The 16720-nt window shown below is 64.9% G+C and carries 15 protein-coding genes and 1 tRNA gene; 2 read left to right on the top strand and 14 right to left on the bottom strand.

The annotated features are described in order from the left end of the window. Positions 1-140: 140 nt before the first annotated feature. From ndk to trmJ, 6 genes are all read right to left on the bottom strand, one after another. A complete protein-coding gene (gene ndk / locus ACZ415_RS07825; RefSeq protein ID WP_344704993.1) occupies positions 141-566 on the bottom strand; it encodes a nucleoside-diphosphate kinase in 426 nt (141 codons plus the stop codon). Between the two features lie 173 nt (positions 567-739). Further along, positions 740-1066, bottom strand: coding sequence for a HesB/IscA family protein (locus ACZ415_RS07830; protein WP_344704992.1), 327 nt, complete (start codon positions 1064-1066; stop codon positions 740-742). Between the two features lie 67 nt (positions 1067-1133). Beyond that, positions 1134-2297, bottom strand: a complete 1164-nt coding sequence (locus tag ACZ415_RS07835; RefSeq protein ID WP_344704991.1) for an aminotransferase class V-fold PLP-dependent enzyme — start codon at positions 2295-2297, stop codon at positions 1134-1136. Positions 2298-2335: 38 nt separating this feature from the next. Beyond that, positions 2336-2803, bottom strand: a complete 468-nt coding sequence (locus ACZ415_RS07840) for an Rrf2 family transcriptional regulator (protein WP_344704990.1) — start codon at positions 2801-2803, stop codon at positions 2336-2338. Between the two features lie 91 nt (positions 2804-2894). Then, entirely contained in the window at positions 2895-3776 is an 882-nt protein-coding gene (cysE, locus tag ACZ415_RS07845; protein ID WP_344704989.1) for a serine O-acetyltransferase, read from the bottom strand. A gap of 77 nt (positions 3777-3853) precedes the next feature. Beyond that, positions 3854-4603 (bottom strand): tRNA (cytosine(32)/uridine(32)-2'-O)-methyltransferase TrmJ, encoded by a 750-nt coding sequence (trmJ, locus tag ACZ415_RS07850; protein WP_344704988.1) that lies wholly within the window; start codon positions 4601-4603, stop codon positions 3854-3856. A gap of 229 nt (positions 4604-4832) precedes the next feature. Between trmJ and ACZ415_RS07855 the strand changes: the two genes are divergently transcribed. Next, positions 4833-5627, top strand: a complete 795-nt coding sequence (locus ACZ415_RS07855) for an inositol monophosphatase family protein (protein WP_344704987.1) — start codon at positions 4833-4835, stop codon at positions 5625-5627. Between the two features lie 106 nt (positions 5628-5733). Here ACZ415_RS07855 and secF read toward each other — a convergent pair whose 3' ends face one another. From secF to queA, 5 genes are all read right to left on the bottom strand, one after another. Further along, positions 5734-6660, bottom strand: a complete 927-nt coding sequence (secF, locus tag ACZ415_RS07860; protein ID WP_344704986.1) for a protein translocase subunit SecF — start codon at positions 6658-6660, stop codon at positions 5734-5736. Positions 6661-6694: 34 nt separating this feature from the next. Next, complete coding sequence (gene secD, locus ACZ415_RS07865) at positions 6695-8548, bottom strand: protein translocase subunit SecD (RefSeq protein WP_344704985.1); 1854 nt, start codon at positions 8546-8548, stop codon at positions 6695-6697. 126 nt (positions 8549-8674) lie between these two features. Further along, positions 8675-9007 (bottom strand): preprotein translocase subunit YajC, encoded by a 333-nt coding sequence (gene yajC / locus ACZ415_RS07870; RefSeq protein ID WP_344704984.1) that lies wholly within the window; start codon positions 9005-9007, stop codon positions 8675-8677. A 98-nt stretch (positions 9008-9105) separates the two neighbouring features. Further along, the gene (gene tgt, locus ACZ415_RS07875; RefSeq protein WP_344704983.1) at positions 9106-10224 is read right to left on the bottom strand and encodes a tRNA guanosine(34) transglycosylase Tgt; all 1119 of its coding nucleotides are present in this window, start codon (positions 10222-10224) and stop codon (positions 9106-9108) included. A 68-nt stretch (positions 10225-10292) separates the two neighbouring features. Beyond that, on the bottom strand, positions 10293-11333 hold the full coding sequence (gene queA, locus ACZ415_RS07880) for a tRNA preQ1(34) S-adenosylmethionine ribosyltransferase-isomerase QueA (RefSeq protein ID WP_344704982.1): 1041 nt from the start codon (positions 11331-11333) through the stop codon (positions 10293-10295). Positions 11334-11466: 133 nt separating this feature from the next. Here queA and ACZ415_RS07885 point away from each other — a divergent pair. Next, positions 11467-11551 (top strand) — tRNA-Leu (locus tag ACZ415_RS07885). Between the two features lie 138 nt (positions 11552-11689). Here ACZ415_RS07885 and ACZ415_RS07890 read toward each other — a convergent pair. The 3 genes from ACZ415_RS07890 to ACZ415_RS07900 are packed head-to-tail and all read right to left on the bottom strand — an operon-like array spanning position 11690 to position 16681. Further along, positions 11690-12547 carry a MurR/RpiR family transcriptional regulator gene (locus tag ACZ415_RS07890; protein WP_344704981.1) on the bottom strand — a complete coding sequence of 286 codons (858 nt, stop codon included), beginning with the start codon at positions 12545-12547 and terminating at the stop codon, positions 11690-11692. Between the two features lie 16 nt (positions 12548-12563). Continuing rightward, positions 12564-14306: a putative bifunctional diguanylate cyclase/phosphodiesterase gene (locus ACZ415_RS07895; protein ID WP_344704980.1), complete on the bottom strand. Its 1743-nt coding sequence runs from the start codon at positions 14304-14306 to the stop codon at positions 12564-12566. Positions 14307-14341: 35 nt separating this feature from the next. Then, entirely contained in the window at positions 14342-16681 is a 2340-nt protein-coding gene (locus ACZ415_RS07900) for an ATP-binding protein (protein WP_425552768.1), read from the bottom strand. Between the last annotated feature and the right edge of the window lie 39 nt (positions 16682-16720).

The raw sequence follows: 16720 nt of genomic DNA on the forward strand, positions 1-16720 counted from the left end.
CGGCAGACGTCGCGTGGGTAGCAGGAATGGAACAAGCGTTTTGCGAAGCGGCAGTGGTCATGGCGGTCAGCGTCGGAAAAAAGGCGGGAGCGTAGCTCCCGCGAAAAGGACCGGCAACGGATAGGGCGGCCCGGCCGCGTTTAGCGCGGGCAGATTTCGTCGTTGCCAAAGAAGTAGGCGATTTCACGCTCGGCGGACTCGACGGAGTCGGAGCCGTGAACGGCGTTAGCGTCGATGGTTTCGGCGAAGTCGGCGCGGATGGTGCCGGCTTCGGCATCCTTGGGGTTGGTCGCGCCCATCAGATCACGGTTTTTGGCGATGGCGTCTTCGCCTTCCAGCACCTGGACGACCACCGGGCCGGAGGTCATGAAATCCACCAGGGCACCAAAGAAGGGGCGCTCTTTGTGCTCGGCGTAAAAGCCGCCGGCGTTTTCTTCAGAAAGCCGGATCATTTTGGCGGCGACGACCTTGAGGCCGGCTTTTTCAAAGCGCGAAATGATCTCACCGATGGCATTTTTGGCAACAGCGTCGGGCTTGATGATGGACAGCGTGCGTTCGTTCGCCATGTCGACAAATCTCCTGATAGGGCGTGACACGCCGGGGTGTCCGCCAAGCTAGTGTTTCAACACGATGCCGCGCAAAGCGGCAGGGAAAAAGCACCGCCGCCGGTACGGCAATGCCGGGCCGGCGGCGGGGTGGCGCGATTATAGCGCTTCATCCCGGCTGTGAATACTGCCCGCTATACGGTAAAGCTTTCGCCGCAGCCGCACTCGTCGGCGACGTTGGGGTTGTTGAAGCGAAAGTAGCGGTTGAGCCCTTCGTTGACGTAGTCCACTTCGCTGCCGTCAAGCATGTCCAGCGCCTCCGGGGCGACGAACACCTGGGCGCCGTGATCCTCGAAGTGGGCGTCGTCCGGGGCGGCTTCGTCGGCAAAGTTGAGCACGTAGCTGTAGCCGGAGCATCCCGAAGGCTTGACCGATACGCGCAGGCCAAGACCTGCGCCGCGCTCGGCAAGCACGTGCTGAATCTGCTCGGCGGCGGCGGGGGTGATGCTAAGCGTGGCCATGGCGGACCTCCTGTTTGAAGCCGTCGTCTGTAAAGTGCGTTAGGGCCTGCGTGGCGGCGGTGAAAGGCTACCTCCGCAGGCCGGTAATGGCGTGCTGCAATACGCCCACGGCGTGGTCGACTTCGGCCTCGGTGGTAAAGCGGCCGAAGCTAAAGCGCAGCGAAGCCAGCGCCAGCCGGCGCGGCACGCCCACGCCCAGCAGCACGTAGGACGGGTCGACGCTTGCTGAGTTGCACGCCGAGCCGGTGGAGACCGCCACGTCGCGCAGCGCCATCAGCAGCGATTCGCCGTCCACGCCGCCAAAGGCGACGTTGATGATGTTGGGCAGGCTCGCCTCGCTCGGCGCATTGCGATGAACGTCCCCCAGTTGGGCAAGCCCGCCGAGAAAACGTTCGGCCAGCGCGGTAATGTGGGCCTGATCGGCCTCGCCTTCCCGGTGCGTCAGGGCAAAGGCCTCGCCCATGCCGGCAATCTGATGGGTGGGCAGCGTGCCTGAGCGCATGCCGCGCTCGTGACCGCCGCCGTGAATCAGCGCCTCCACGCGGATGTCCGGATGGCGCTTGACGTAGAGCGCGCCCACGCCCTTGGGGCCGTAGGCCTTGTGCGCGGAAAGCGACATCAAATCAATGCCCTGGGCGGCCACGTCCAGCGGTACGCGGCCGATGGCCTGGGCGGCGTCGGTATGAAAGGCCGCGCCGAACGCGTGGGCGACGTCGGCCAGCGCGGCGATGTCGTTGACGCTGCCAAGCTCGTTGTTCACCGCCATCAGCGATACCAGCGCGGTGTCGTCGCGCATGGCGCCGCGCAGCTGTTCGGGGGTGATGCGCCCGTCCGCGCCGGGGGTCAGCCAGGTCACTGCAAAGCCTTCGCTTTCCAGCGCGGCGGCGGTGTCTACCACGGCCTTGTGCTCGATGATCGAGGTCACCAGGTGCATGCCGCGCGCGCGGTTGGCGCGCATAAAGCCGGTCAGCGCGAGGTTGTCGGCCTCGGTGGCACCGCTGGTCCAGACGATTTCGCGCGGGTCGGCGTGTATGGCGTCGGCCACCTGGCGGCGCGCCTGCTCCACGGCCTGTTCGGCCTGCCAGCCCAGCATATGGCTGCGCGAGGCGGGGTTGGCGTAGAGCTGATCAGCCGTCAGGTAGCGCTGCATGACGGCGGCCACGCGATCGTCCACCGGGGTGGTGGCAGCGTAGTCAAGGTAAACGGGCAGCGCGGGTGTGGTATGCGTCATGGCGTTGGTATCAAATCAGGCAGCGTAAAAGGAGAGCGCTAGGGCGAAGAGGCCAGGATGTCGGCGTCCGGGCGGCCCTGCTGGCGCACGGCAACCCGCTGTACATCGGGGCGCTGGCGCAGCTGTTCAAGCGTGACGGCGTCGAGAAAGTGGCGTATCTGCCCGGACAGCTCGCACCACAGGTGGTGAGTCAAACACGTCTGGCCCTGCTGGCAGTCGGAAAGCCCCTGGCAACGCCTGGCGTCGACGGTTTCGTCTACCGCATCGACAATGGTGGAGACGCTGATGGCCGCCGGCGCCCGTGCCAGCAGATAGCCGCCGCCGGGGCCGCGTACGCTTTTTACCAGCCCCGCGCGGCGCAGCCGGGCAAAAAGCTGCTCCAGATAGGACAGCGAAATGCTCTGGCGCCGGGCAATGTCGCCAAGGTTGACCGGCGTGGCGTCGGCGTTGATCGCCAGATCCAGCATGGCGGTGACGGCATAGCGCCCCTTGGTGGTTAAGCGCATAGGGTGGTCAAACGCATGGCAAGCCCCCGGCGCTCGGCTGAGCGCGTTGATGCAAAGGTGCGCCCATTATGGGAAAGCCTGAGCGCGGCGGTCAACCTTTCTCCGAGCCGCCCTCGGCCGCCGCGTCGTCCGGCGTCTTCGGCGCGCGGGGTGAATCGTCCCGGCCGGCGGCGTGGCGGGCGCAGTCTCCAGCGGCTTCGCCCAGCACGTCGGCGAAGTCTTCATCGCGCAGCTCAGGCAGCTCGCCTTTGCGGTAGCTGGCGTCCAGCCGGGTAAGCGTTGCGCACATTTTTTCGATGCGCTCGTCCACTGCGTGCATGTGGTCCAGCATGGCCTGCATGGAGCGCGCCACCGGGTCGGGCATGTCCTGGCTGACGCCGTAGGCGTCAAAGCCGAATTTCTGGCGTATGGCTTCGCGCCGATCGGGGTCGATGTCCAGGGACTGCTCTGTGTCGGGCTCGGCGCGCTTGACGATCTTGCCGGGAATGCCCACCACGGTGGCGCCTTCGGGAACGTCTTTGGTGACCACGGCGTTGGAGCCGACCTTGACGCCGGCCTCAAGGGTGAGCGGGCCGAGTATCTTGGCCCCGGCGCCGACGATGACGCCGTTGCCAAGCGTCGGGTGGCGCTTGCCCTTGTGCCAGCTGGTGCCGCCCAGGGTGACGCCGTGATACAGGGTCACGTCGTCGCCGATCAGCGCGGTCTCGCCGATCACCACGCCCATGCCGTGATCGATGAAAAAGCGCCGGCCGATGGTGGCGCCGGGATGAATCTCGATGCCGGTGAGAAAGCGGGCGAACGTCGACAGCGTGCGCGCCAGCCACTTGGCACCGCGGTTCCACAGCCAGTGGTGAAAGCGGTGCATCAGCAGGGCGTGCAGGCCGGGGTAGTTGGTCAGCACTTCAAAAAAATTGCGTGCGGCCGGATCGCGGGTAAACACGCTGTTAATGTCTTCGCGCAGGCGTTTAAACATGCGGCCTTTCCTTCAGTGGGTGGGGCATCCGGCGACGCGCGCCGAAGGGCTAACACTGGCGGCGCCGGCGGCCGGATTCAAGAGCGCGGCGGCCGGCTGGCCTTGTCGGTGGCCGTCAGGATGCCGCGCAGGATGTTGATTTCCAGCGGTTCGAGGCGGGCGCGCAGATAGAGCCGGCGCAGGCGCGCCATGAGCTGGCGCGGCTTGTCGGGATCGTGAAAGCCAACGGCCGTCAGCGTCTGCTCCAGATGAGCAAAATAGCGCTCCAGATCGGCGTGGGTGGCAAGCCCCGCATCATCGGCACTGCCGTCATCCGCCGGCGTGGCCTGCCGTTCCAGCCAGGCCGTGCGGCACTCGTAGGCCACCACCTGCACCGCCGCGGCGAGGTTCAGCGAGCTGAAGTCGGGGTTGGTGGGGATGTGCACGTGGGCATGGCAGCGCTGCAGCTCGTCGTTGGTCAGCCCGCTGTCTTCGCGGCCAAAGACCAGTGCTACCCGGGCGTTTGGCTGCCGGGTTTCCTCGGGCAGGCGCGCGGCCAGCGCTCGCGGCGAGAGCATGGGCCAGGGCAGGGTGCGGCTGCGGGCGCTGGCGCCGACGACAAAGGTGCAGTCGGCCACGGCGTCGTCCAGCGTCGGGCTTATCCGGGCGCTGTGCAGCAGATGATCGGCGCCGGAGGCCCGGGAGATGCTGTCCTGGTGGATGACGCTGCTGCGCGGGGCGACCAGCGCTAGATCATCAAGCCCCATGTTGTGCATGGCGCGGGCCACGCCGCCGATGTTGCCGGCGTGGCTGGTGCCGATAAGGACGGTGCGAAGGCGCGTGAGCATAGCAGGACTCAACGGTTGGGTCATATAACAAAGGGGCGCTATTCTAGCACGCCTGCGTGGTACCCGGGCACGGGCTCTGCTAGAATCGCCGCCCAGCGCGGCATCGCCTGCCGCGACGCGCTCCTGGCAGCGATACGGCCTGCGCGCCGGGCCGCCGTACTTTTCACGCCGCTGCCGACCCCGTTCTTTAACAGTTCTGTTCTTCACCTTTTCGTCACAAGGTTTGCCCATGAATCCGATGGTTCAGTTCACGCTGCGCGCCACGCGCAAAGCCGCTGATCAATTTTTACGCATCCGCGAGCGCATTGAAAACGCCCACGATGAAACCAACCTCGAACTGCTGCTGGCTGACACGGCCGCCAAGGCCGAGGCCATTATTGTCCAGCAGCTGGCGCGCGGCTATCCGCAGCACGGCGTAGCCGGGCGCTTTACCTCGCACCGCGCCGGTGAAGGGGAAGGGCAAGACGTTGTCTGGCACATCGAGCCGATGCACGGCTACTCAAGCCTTGCGGTTGCCGGTGCGGACTTCGCCATCTCGGCGGTATGCCGGGTGAAGGGCCGCCCGGAGCATGCCGTGATCGTCTGCCCCTTTGCCGACGATGAATACCTCGCCACCCGCGGCGGCGGCGCCCAGCACAACGGCAAGCGCATGCGAGTAAGCCGGGCCAGCGCGGTGGCCGGTACGCGCATGGCGCTGAGCCTGCCGCCGTCCTGGCTGCGCCGCCGCCATCTGCCCGCCTACTTGACCGTTACCCAGCAGCTGGGTCCGGGCGTTGAGGCGCTGACGGCCTCGGCCAGCGGCCTTTTGGATATTTGCGAAGTGGCGACCGGTCGAGTGGATAGCGCCTTTGTGATGGGGCTGGAAGAACAGGATATGTATGCCGGCACGCTGCTGCTGAAAGAAGCCGGCGCGCTTATCGGCACCCCGGACGGCCAGCCGGCGATTAAGCCCGAAGGCCTGCTGATGGCCGCCGGCCCGCGGCTTTACAAGGCGCTGGTCAAGCAGCTCACGCCGCACTTCTAGACGCTGGCCGCCTCTGTCTAGGCGCTCGCCACGTTGCGTCGCCCCGCAAAAAAGCCCCTGTCGAATCTCTCGGCAGGGGCTTTTGCATGGGGACGTTTGCAGCGGCCTAGGGCAGCTCTTCTTCCTCTTCGTTTTGGGGTTTTTGCGGCGCAATCAGATCCTCGCGGCTGAGCTTGAGCGGAATCAGCAGCGCGCCGGAAATGTAGATCGAGGAGAACGTGCCCACCACGATGCCGATTAACAGCGCAACGGCGAAGTTTTCGATCATGTCGCCGCCCAGAAACAGCAGCGCCAGCAGCACCAGCAGCGTGGTGCCCGAGGTGGCCAGCGTCCGCGACAGCGTCGCGTTGATCGCTTCGTTGAAGATCTGCGCCATGTCGGTGATTTGCGAGGTGCGGATGGTCTCGCGAATGCGGTCGTAGACCACGATGGTGTCGTTTAGCGAATAGCCGATCACCGCAAGAATGGCCGCCAGTACGGTAAGATCGAACTCCAGGCCGAACAGCGCAAAGATCCCCACCACGATGATGACATCGTGCAGCAGGGCAAACAGCGCGCCCAGGGCAAACTTGTACTGAAAGCGAAACGCCACGTAGAGCATCACCACGCCCAGCGCTACCAGCATGCCAAGGCCGCTCTGGTCGCGCAGCTGATCGCCCACCTGGGCGCCGACGAACTCCGCACGCACCAGGTCGACGCTGGCGCCGCTGTCGCGCAGCAGCGTGACGACCTCGTTACCCACGTCGGCATCGAAGGCCTGCTGCAGCCGAATCAGCACCTCGGTGGAGGCGCCGAAGGTCTGCACGGCGACGTCCTGGAAACCGCTTTGTTCGAGTATCTGGCGAATGGCATCGAGCGCCGGGGCGCTTTGATAGCGCACCTCGATCAGCGTGCCGCCGGTAAAGTCCAGCCCCAGGTTGAGCTGCTGGACGAACAGCGCGCCAATCGACACCAGCAGCAAAATGCCGGAGAAGAGAAACGCCCAGCGGCGCCGTCCCATGAAGTCGATTTGCCGGTTTGTCAGGGATTTCATTGCTACCTCTTGAAGTCTGTGCCGTACGCCGAGATTAGATCCAGAGCTTTTTCACCGGCTTGCCGCCATAGGTCAGGTTGACCATGGCGCGCGATACCAGCAGCGCGGTGAACATGGAGCTCAAAATGCCGATGGACAGCGTCACGGCAAAGCCCTTGACCGGCCCGGTGCCGATGGAGAACAGAATCACCGCCACCAGCAGCGTGGTGATGTTGGCATCGACGATGGAGGTGAAGGCCCGTTCGTAGCCGGCGTGGATCGCCTGCTGGGCGGACAGCCCATGGTGCAGCTCTTCGCGGATGCGCTCGAATATCAGCACGTTGGCATCGACCGCCATGCCCAGCGTGAGCACGATACCGGCAATGCCCGGCAGCGTAAGCGTGGCCCCCAGAAGCGACATGACCGCCACCAAAAGCGTCAGGTTGAACGCCAGGGCGATGTTGGCAAAAAGGCCAAACAGCTTGTAGCGCAGCAGCATGAAGGCCACCACCAGCAACAGGCCGATCTGTACCGAGAGCAGTCCGCGCTCGACGTTTTTCTGCCCCAGGCTGGGGCCGATGGTGCGCTCCTGAGCGAAATAGATAGGCGCGGCCAGCGAGCCCGAGCGCAGCAGCAGGGCAAGCTCGGATGCCTCCGAGGAAGAGTCCAGCCCGGTAATGCGAAAGCTGTTGCCAAAGGCGCTCTGGATCGTTGCCAGGCTGATGATGCCGCGCTCGACGTAGGGGTCGCGAACCGTTTTGGTCTCCCCGGTTTCCGGATCGGTGACTTCGCGGTCTGCGCTTTTGTGCTCGATATACACCACCGCCATGTTGCGGCCGATGTTGGACCGGGTGGCACGGTTCATCAGCGTGCCGCCGGTGCCGTCGAGGTTGATGCTGACCTGGGGGCCGCCGTTTTCATCGAAGCTCTGGCTGGCGCTGGAGACGCTGTCGCCGGTGATGATCACATCGCGCAGCACCGTGGCATCGCGCCCGGGCGAGTTGCGAAAGGCGATGGTCTCGGTCTCGCGGTCCGGGGTATCCGGCCGCGCTTCCAGGCGAAACTCCAGGTTGGCCGTGGCGCCGACAATGCGCTTGGCTTCGGTTGTGTCCTGTACGCCGGGCAGCTCCACCACGATGCGGTTGGGGCCCTGGCGCTGCACCTTGGGTTCGGCCACGCCCAGCTCGTTGACGCGGTTGCGCAGCGTCGTGAGGTTCTGGTTGATGGCGTAGTCCTGGATCTCGTTGACCTTGGCGTCGGTGAGCGTCATGGCAAGGGTCGCGCCGCGGCCGTCGCCTTCGCTTTGGTAGTCAAAGTCGGGAAATTCCCGGCGGATCAGCCGGCGGGCGTCGTCGCGGTCTTCGGCGCTGGCAAACTCAAGCGACAGCGAGCGGCCGCTGATTTCGGTGTTGCGATAGCGGATACGCTCGTCGCGCAACAGCTCACGCATGGCGCTGGCGTTGACTTCGAGCCGCTGGGAAAGTGCGGCGTCCATGTCGACTTCGAGCAGAAAGTGAACGCCTCCGCGCAGGTCAAGACCCAGCGTCATCGGCGAGGCGTTGAACGCCTTGAGCCAGCCCGGCGTGGCCTCGGCCAGATTGAGCGCGACGGTGACCTCGTCATCCAGGGTGTCGCCGATGAGCTCTTTGGCGCGCAGCTGGTCGTCGGCGTGGTTCAGCCGCAGCAGCCACTGGCCGTTTTGCCGTTCGGTGCGCTTGACGGCGATATCGTTGTTTTGCAGGACGTCGGTGACGCGCTCAAGCTGGCGCTCGCTGAGCGGGCGATCGCCTTGCGTGCTGATCTGAACGGCGGGATCTTGAGGAAACAGGTTGGGAAGCGAGTAAATCAGCCCGGCCAGCAAAACGGCCACAATGAGCAGATACTTCCACAGCGGGTAACGGTTGAGCATGTAAGCCCTGCCTTGAATATCGAACGGAACGCTGCGCACTGCCGGGCAGTGCGCAGCAAGGCGTGCCATCGTTCACCGTGGCATCCCTGCCGGTGTAGCGGCGGCGTCCGGCAGGGCTGTGTCAGATCAGATGGACTTGATGGTGCCCTTGGGCAGTACCGCGGCAACGGCGCTTTTCTGTACGTTGACCGTGGTGCCGTCGGCAATGTCCATGCTCAAAAACTCGTCGCTGACCTTGGTGATGCGCCCGACCAAACCGCCGCCGATGACGATTTCGTCCCCTTTTTCCAGGTTGGCGATCAGCTGTTTGTGCTGCTTGGCGCGCTTGGCCTGGGGGCGCCACAGCAGAAAGTAGAAAATGACCACAAAGCCGACCAGCATGACGATCTGGGCGATGCCGCCGCCGGCAGCGCCGCCGGCCTCCTGGGCGTGGGCTTGAGAAATGAGAAGATCGAGCATTCAAAGCACTCCTGGGTTGACGAGAAATAAGCGTCTAGTGGGCCTGAAACAGGCAGATGGAACCATGATGCAAAACCGACGCGTGGGCCTGGCAGCGGCTATTGCGGCGCAGGCGGCACGGGCAGGCCACGCCTGGCATAGAATGTCTCCACGAAGGGCGTCAATGTACCCGCTTCAATTGCCGCGCGCAAATCCGCCATCAGGCGCTGATAATGGCGCAAATTGTGGATGGTATTGAGCATCGAGCCGAGCATTTCGTTGCAGCGATAAAGATGGTGCAGATAGGCCCGGGTGAAGTGCCGGCAGGTATAGCAGTCGCAGCCGTCTTCCAGCGGCCCGGTATCAAAGCGGTGCACGGCGTTGCGGATCTTGACGGTGCCCTCGGCGGCAAACAGATGGCCGTTGCGCGCGTTGCGCGTGGGCATCACGCAGTCGAACATGTCCACGCCCCGGCGCACGCCTTCCACCAGGTCCTCGGGCTTGCCCACGCCCATCAAATAGCGCGGCGTGTCGTCGGGCATCCATTCGGGCAGGTAGTCGAGCACCTTGAGCATCTCGTCTTTGGGCTCGCCCACGGACAGCCCGCCAATGGCCAGGCCGTCAAAGCCGATGTCCAAAAGCCCCTGGAGCGAGCGCTTGCGCAAATCGTCATACATGCCGCCCTGGATGATGCCAAAAAGCGCCGAGGGCGAATCGCCGTGGGCGTCCCGGGAGCGCTGGGCCCAGCGCAGGGAGCGCTCCATGGAGCGCTCGGCCTCGGCGTGGGTGGCGGGGTAGGGCGTGCATTCGTCAAAGATCATCACCACGTCAGAGCCCAGCGAGCGCTGTACGGCCATGGACTCTTCCGGCCCCATGAACACCTTGGCGCCGTCGACCGGCGAGCGGAAATGTACGCCTTCTTCGGTGATCTTGCGCATCTTGCCCAGGGAAAACACCTGAAAGCCGCCGGAGTCGGTGAGAATCGGCCTGTCCCACTGGGCGAAGTCGTGCAGATCGCCGTGGGCTTCGATCACCTCAACCCCCGGGCGCAGCCACAGGTGGAAGGTGTTGCCTAAAATAATCTCAGCGCCGATCTCTTTGACCGATTCCGGCGTCATGCCCTTGACCGTGCCGTAGGTGCCCACCGGCATGAACGCCGGGGTCTCCACCGTGCCGCGGGGAAAATGCAGCCGGCCGCGGCGGGCGCGGCCGTCTTCGGACAGACGCTCGAAACGCATGAAACATTCGCTTCGCTTGTTGGGGTTTTGCATGTCAGAAAGCTCGCAGAAAAACGGACGAAAGGGCGCTACCGGGCGGCGTGGCGGGTCAGGAGCATGGCGTCGCCGTAGCTGAAAAAGGCGTAGCGCTCGGCCACCGCCGTGCGGTAGGCGGCCAGGGTGTTGTCGTGGCCGATAAACGCCGAGACCAGCATCAGAAGCGTGGACTCCGGCAGGTGAAAGTTGGTAATCAGCGCGTCCACGCAGCGCCACTCGTAGCCCGGGTAGATGAAGATATCGGTATCGCCGCGGTAGGGGGCAACTTCACCGGCGGGGGCCTGGCGGCTGGCGGTTTCCAGGCAGCGCACCGCCGTGGTGCCCACGGCAATCACGCGCCGGCCGGCGGCGCGGGCGGCGCGCACCTTGTCGCAGGCCGTCTCGTCCACTTCAAGCCACTCGCTGTGCATGTGGTGGTCGCGGATGTCGTCGGCGCGCACCGGCTGGAAGGTGCCGGCGCCCACGTGCAGGGTGACAAAGGCGCTGTCCACGCCTTTCGCGGCCAGCGCGTCGAGCAGCGGGCGGTCAAAGTGCAGCCCGGCGGTGGGGGCGGCCACCGCGCCGTCCCGGCGGGCGTAGACGGTCTGGTAGCGCTCGCGGTCGGTAAGCTCGTCGTCCCGGGTGATGTAAGGCGGCAGCGGCATGTGGCCGTGGCGCTCAAGCAGCTCGATCATCGGCGTTTCACCCACAAAGCGCAGCTCAAACAGCGCGTCCTGGCGGCCCTCCACCACGGCGCGCACGTCGCCTTCAAAAATAAGCTCGGTGCCGGGCTTGGGCGACTTGCTCGAACGCAGGTGGGCAAGCCCGCGGTGGGCGTCCAGCGGGCGCTCCAGCAGCATTTCCACCCGCCCGCCGCTGGCCTTGCGGCCGTGCAGCCGGGCGGGGATTACCCGGGTGTCGTTGAACACCAGCAAATCGCCCGGCTCCAAAAGCTCCAGCAGCTCGGGGAAGCGACGATGGGCAAGCGCGCCGCGATCATCGGCGCACAGCAGGCGGCAGTCGCTGCGCTGTTCTGACGGGTAGCGGGCAATCAGCTCGTCGGGGAGCTCGTAGGTAAAGTCGGCACGCTGCATGGCAAGGCTCGTGTAGAGTCCGGGTAACGCCCGGGACGGGATAAAATCGGGCGCACAGGATAGCGTGTCACGCCAATAAAGTCAGGCGTTACGATTGACGCAGAAAGCGGACGGCGTATAATCATCGCCTGTTGCCGGTGTGGCGGAATGGGTAGACGCAGTGGATTCAAAATCCGCCGCCTTCGGGCGTGCCGGTTCGAGTCCGGCCACCGGCACCAGCCATGCAAGACGGAACATCGCGGTCAACACCGCACCTGTTGTTGTTGCAAATACTGTTGCAAAAAGGGCCTGACGCACGCGTCAGGCCCTTTTTGCGTTCGGCGTTTGCCTGGCGCGGCGATCCTTGCGCTATTTGCCTAGCGCTTTTCCACCGGAAAGCGGGTGTCGCGCAGGCTGTCCTTGATTTTTTTCAGATGGGGCAAAAACACCTCGCCCCGGCGCAGGGTGACGCCGGTGGCCAGGGTATCCACCAGCGCCAGCTGGATCATCCGCGAGGTCATGGGCATGTAGTGGTCGGTGTCTTCGGGGGTGTCGACTTCCAGCACGGCGCTGCATTCGTGCGTCAGCGGTGAGCCCGGCGCGGTGATGCCCAGCACCACGGCGCCGGCTTCCCGGGCGACCCGGGCAATGTCCACCAGCTCCCGGGTGCGCCCGGTGTAGGAAATGACCACGACCACATCGCCGGTGTGGCAGGCGGCGGCGACCATGCGCTGCATGAGGATGTCGACGTAGGCCATCACCGGCAGATTGAAGCGAAAAAACTTGTGCTGGGCGTCCTGGGCCACCGCGCCTGAGGCCCCCAGCCCGAAAAAATGAATCTGCTTGGCTTGGGTCAAAAAGTCCACCATGCGCTCCACGGCGGCCGTGTCAATGGCCTGGCGCGCCTCGTCCAGCGCGGCGATGGTGGCGCCGAAGATCTTGCTGGTGTATTGGCGGGCGCCGTCGCCGGGCTCTACCGTGCGGGTGACGTAGGGCGTGCCGCCGGCCAGGCTCTGTGCGAGCTTGATCTTGAAATCCGGGTACCCCTTGGCGTCAAAGTTGCGGCAAAAGCGGTTGACCGTGGGCTCGCTGACCCCGGCCGCCTGGGCCAGGCTTGCGATGCTCAGGCTGGTGGCGGCGGCCGGATCGTCGAGAATCACGCAGGCAACCTTGCGCTCGGAGCGGTTGAGGTCTTCCAGGCGCTGGCGCAGGCGGTCAAGCAGATCGTGGGCCATTGGGCTCTCCGTGGCATCAGGCGGGGCGCGCTGCCCCTGCGTGGCGGGTACAAAACGCGGCAAAGTCGCCGGCAGGCAGCGGATACGAGTAGAAATATCCCTGCATGATTTCACAGCCGATACGGTGCAGGTAGTCGGCCTGGGCCGAGGTTTCGATGCCTTCGGCCACCACGTTGCAGCCGACCCCGTGGGCCAGCTGGGTAATGGTATGGGCCAGCTGGCGGTCAACGGCGCTGTGTTCCAGGTCCATGACAAAGGCGCGGTCGATCTTGAGCGTGGACAGCGGCAGGGTCTTTAAGTAGGCAAGCGAGGAATGCCCGGTGCCGAAATCGTCCACGGCGATGGCAATGCCGGCGGCGTGAAGGCGATCAAGCTGCTGGCGGGCGTTGTGAAGGTCGTTCATCAGGCCCGACTCGGTGACCTCAAGCCCCAGATGCGCCCGCTCAACGCCGTGGCGTTGAATCTGGCCGAGCAGCGTATCGGCAAAGTCGCGGCGGTTTAGCTGGCGCGCGGAGACGTTAACGGCAATGTTGAATTCCGGGGTCATCCATAAGGCGTCTTGCCATTGGGCAATATGCCAAAGCGCCTGCTCGATGACCCAGCTGCCGATGGCAAAAATATCGCCGCTGGCTTCGGCCAGCGGAATAAAAAGGCCCGGCGAGACGCGGCCAAGCTGGGGGTGATGCCAGCGCAGCAGCGCCTCAGCGCCGACGACGCGGCCGTGGTGCGCGCCGATCTTGGGCTGAAAGGCCAGCGATAGTTCGCCGCGCTCGGCTGCGCCGCGCAGCGCGCGCTGTACGCTCAGGCGCTGGCGCTGCTGGTCTTCCAGCGCCTGGGTGTAGCGCTGTATGCGCACGCCTTGTTTTTGGGGAAGAGCGAGGGCGGCCATCTGGACCTGGCGGTCCGGGGCAAAGCGCTCGTCGGCCTCGCTGATGCCGATGCGCGCATCGACGCTGAGCAGCAGGTCATCCACGGCGATGTCGTGGTCGACGGTGTCCAGCAGCGCCCGGGCGGTGTCGTAGAGCGCATCAATAGAGGCGTCCGGGACGATGACCAGAAATTCGCTGCCGCCCCACAGGCCAAGCCGGGCGGTGGCGTCCAGGGTTTCGCCCAGCGCTGTGCCCAGCCGGCGCAGCAGGCGCTCGGCAACGCCGTAGCCGTGCAGGCGGATGACGTCTTCGATGCCGTCCACGGCAATAAACAAAAGGCCGGCACGGGGAGCATCCGTGGCGGTATCGCGCAAAGCCTGGGTGAGCCCGCGGCGGTTGGCCAGCCGGGTGATGGGGTCGGTGCGCGACTGGCGGTTGAGCTCCTGGGTTCGCCGGGCAACCATCTGTTCAAGCGTGGTGGCCTGCTGGTCGCGAATGACGAAGCGCTCTTCTACGTCGAGAATGTTGCGTATGCGCTGGAGCACTTCATCGTGTTTGAACGGCTTGGTGAGAAAGTCGCGCACGCCCATGCCCAGCGCCCGGTGGCGGGTGGCGTCGTCTACCTGGGCGGTGAGCACGATAATCGGCGGGGCGTGCTGGCCGAAGTGTTCGCGCAGCTGCTCGATGACGCCGTAGCCGTCCAGATGCGGCATGCGCAGATCAAGCAGCAGCAGATCCGGACACTGGGTCTGGCAGTAGCGCAGCACCTCGCGGGGGTCACTCAAGCCGTGGGCCTGAGCAAAACCGTGATCTTCAAGCAGATCCAGCATCATTTCCACGTTGACAGGGTTGTCGTCGACAACCAGAAGGTGTTTGGCGGCTAGCGGCATGGTGTTTGTCCTGTCAGCTGGGCGTGCATAGCGCGTCAGAGCGTAAGGTGGCGTTCAAGCGTTGCCGTAAGTTTAGCAATTTCTAACGGCTTGGTGAGATAGGCGTCAAATCCGGCCTCCAGCGCCTGGTTGGCGTCGCGCCGGGTGGCGCTGGCAGAAAGCGCTACCACCGGCAGGTGGTGCAGCGCCGGATCCCGGCGAATCGCTGCCAGCGCGTCAAAGCCGCTCATCCCGGGCAGGTGAATATCCAGCATCACCAGCGCAGCCGGGGTGATGCGCAAAAGCTCCAGGCCCATTTCCGCGCTGGGCGCGGTGCGCAGCGCGACCCCGTCCATGTCGTCGATGATATCTTCCATCAGCCGCTGGTTGGCGGGGTTGTCTTCCACGTAGACCAGCGTTTGCAGCGCTTTCGCGCTGGCCGGCCGAGCGCTTGCGTGGCGTTCGGCCGGCGCCCGGTCGTCGGCGTTGCGGTCCGGGCGGCGGGGCAGCGTGAACCAAAACGTCGAGCCGCTGCCGGGGGTGCTGTCGACGCCGATGGTCCCGCCCATGCGCTCAATCAGCTCCCGGGTGATGGCAAGGCCGATGCCGGTGCCTTCAATGGCGCCGTTTTCAGCGTCCAGCCGGTTGAACGGCTCAAAAAGCTCGTGCTGGCGATGTTCGGGAATGCCCGGGCCGCTATCGCTGATGCGGATGCACAGCGTGTCGTTTTCGGAAGATGCGGCCACCTCGACCGAGCCGCCGGGGCTGTTGTATTTGATGGCGTTGGAAATCAGGTTGAACAGCACCTGCTTGACCCGGGTGTAGTCGGCGTGCACCTGCCAGCCGGCCGGCGGCGGGGTAAACGCAAGGCGGATGCCGGCCGCGTCGGCGCTGGGCTCAAGGGTCTGGCAGGCGTCGTCGATGACCTGGGCTAAAGCCAGGTTTTCCAGCGACAGCGACATGCGCCCGGCCTCGATCTTGGCAAGATCGAGCACTTCGTTGATCAGGCTCAGCAGGTGCTGGCCGCTTTTTTCGATCTGGTTGACCTGGCGTGACTGCCTTTCGTTCAGCGGATGACGCTGGCTGTTGGACAGCAGCTGGGCAAAGCCGAGAATGGCGTTGAGCGGCGTGCGCAGCTCGTGGCTCATCGACGAGAGAAACTCGCTTTTGGCCTGGTTGGCACGCTGGGCCAGATCCCGCGCCTGAGCCAGATCGGTCATGACCTGGTTGCGCTCGGCCATCTGCCGGTAGAGATTAATCAGCAGCGCACAGGTGGCGGTAAACGGCTTGAGCCAGCGCAGCAGTGAAGCATCCAGGGTCTGGCGGCTGTTGGCGATGGCGTACATGCCGATCAGCTCTCTGCCGCTGTAAATGGGCACGCCCAGATAGTTATCGATAGTCGGATGGCCCGGCGGGAAGCCGCCGCGCCGGGGGTGCTGGTAGACATCATCGGTCATGACCACCTCGCCGTGGGCGTAGACGCGCCCGAGCAGGGTGTCCGGCCGGCGCAGCGTTACCTCGCCGTCGCGCATCTGCTCCATCAGCCGATGAGAGGCGACGTTCCAGGAAATATCGGTGATGGCGTGCACCTTCAGCGCGTTGCCGTCCTCGCCGGGAAGCACCTCGCCGATCAGCGCGTAGCGGCTGTCGGTCAGCTCGCGCAGCGCTTCCATTAAAAACGTCCACAGGGTCTCGCCGGACATCAGCGTCGGGTAGTCGGTGATGCCCTGGTGGAGCACTTTCAGCAGGCGCTGCTCTTTTTGCACCCGCTGCTTGGCGGCCTGAATGTCGCTCAGATCGGTAAGCACGCCCACAAACTCTTCCACATGGCCGCTGTCATCGCGAATGGCATCGACGGCCAGATGCACGGGAATGCGCCGGCCGTCCTTGTGCCGGGCCTCTACCTCGCGGCCCTTGCCGATTACCCGGGGCGGGTGGCCGTTGAGATAGCGCTGGATATAGCCGTCGTGGTGGGGCTGGACTTCCGGCGGGGTAAGCATGGCGACGTTGTGCCCGACCACCTCGTCTTTTGCATAGCCCAGCAGACTCAGCGCAAAGGGGTTGATGGCGATGACCCGGCCGGTGCGGTCAATGCGCACCTTGGCGGTGGCGCTGGTAAAAAACAGCGCCTCGAAGCGCCGGGCGGTGTGGGCCAAATTCCGGCGCAGCCGGTTTTCCTGCAGCAGCGCCTCGGCCTGGCCGGCAAGGCCGGCCAGCAGACGGCGCTGGCGATCGCTGAACGTGCGCGGCCGGCGGTCGATCAAACACAGCGTGCCCAGCGGCAAATCGTCCAGCGGGCGCAGCGGATGGCCGGCGTAAAAGCGGATATAGGGCGGGTTGCCCACCAGCGGATTGTCGGCAAAGCGAGGATCGGCCAGGGTATCGGGAACGATCAAAGCGTCGTCAGCGGCGACGGCGTGGGCGCAGAACGATAC

Source organism: Halomonas cibimaris, from assembly GCF_055379665.1.

Bases quoted from the DNA above. Each gene is read 5' to 3' on its own strand.
- ndk (WP_344704993.1), bottom strand. From the start codon at position 566: ATGGCGAACGAACGCACGCTGTCCATCATCAAGCCCGACGCTGTTGCC.
- ACZ415_RS07830 (WP_344704992.1), bottom strand. From the start codon at position 1,066: ATGGCCACGCTTAGCATCACCCCCGCCGCCGCCGAGCAGATTCAGCAC.
- ACZ415_RS07835 (WP_344704991.1), bottom strand. From the start codon at position 2,297: ATGACGCATACCACACCCGCGCTGCCCGTTTACCTTGACTACGCTGCC.
- ACZ415_RS07840 (WP_344704990.1), bottom strand. From the start codon at position 2,803: ATGCGCTTAACCACCAAGGGGCGCTATGCCGTCACCGCCATGCTGGAT.
- cysE (WP_344704989.1), bottom strand. From the start codon at position 3,776: ATGTTTAAACGCCTGCGCGAAGACATTAACAGCGTGTTTACCCGCGAT.
- trmJ (WP_344704988.1), bottom strand. From the start codon at position 4,603: ATGCTCACGCGCCTTCGCACCGTCCTTATCGGCACCAGCCACGCCGGC.
- ACZ415_RS07855 (WP_344704987.1), top strand. From the start codon at position 4,833: ATGAATCCGATGGTTCAGTTCACGCTGCGCGCCACGCGCAAAGCCGCT.
- secF (WP_344704986.1), bottom strand. From the start codon at position 6,660: ATGAAATCCCTGACAAACCGGCAAATCGACTTCATGGGACGGCGCCGC.
- secD (WP_344704985.1), bottom strand. From the start codon at position 8,548: ATGCTCAACCGTTACCCGCTGTGGAAGTATCTGCTCATTGTGGCCGTT.
- yajC (WP_344704984.1), bottom strand. From the start codon at position 9,007: ATGCTCGATCTTCTCATTTCTCAAGCCCACGCCCAGGAGGCCGGCGGC.
- tgt (WP_344704983.1), bottom strand. From the start codon at position 10,224: ATGCGTTTCGAGCGTCTGTCCGAAGACGGCCGCGCCCGCCGCGGCCGG.
- queA (WP_344704982.1), bottom strand. From the start codon at position 11,333: ATGCAGCGTGCCGACTTTACCTACGAGCTCCCCGACGAGCTGATTGCC.
- ACZ415_RS07890 (WP_344704981.1), bottom strand. From the start codon at position 12,547: ATGGCCCACGATCTGCTTGACCGCCTGCGCCAGCGCCTGGAAGACCTC.
- ACZ415_RS07895 (WP_344704980.1), bottom strand. From the start codon at position 14,306: ATGCCGCTAGCCGCCAAACACCTTCTGGTTGTCGACGACAACCCTGTC.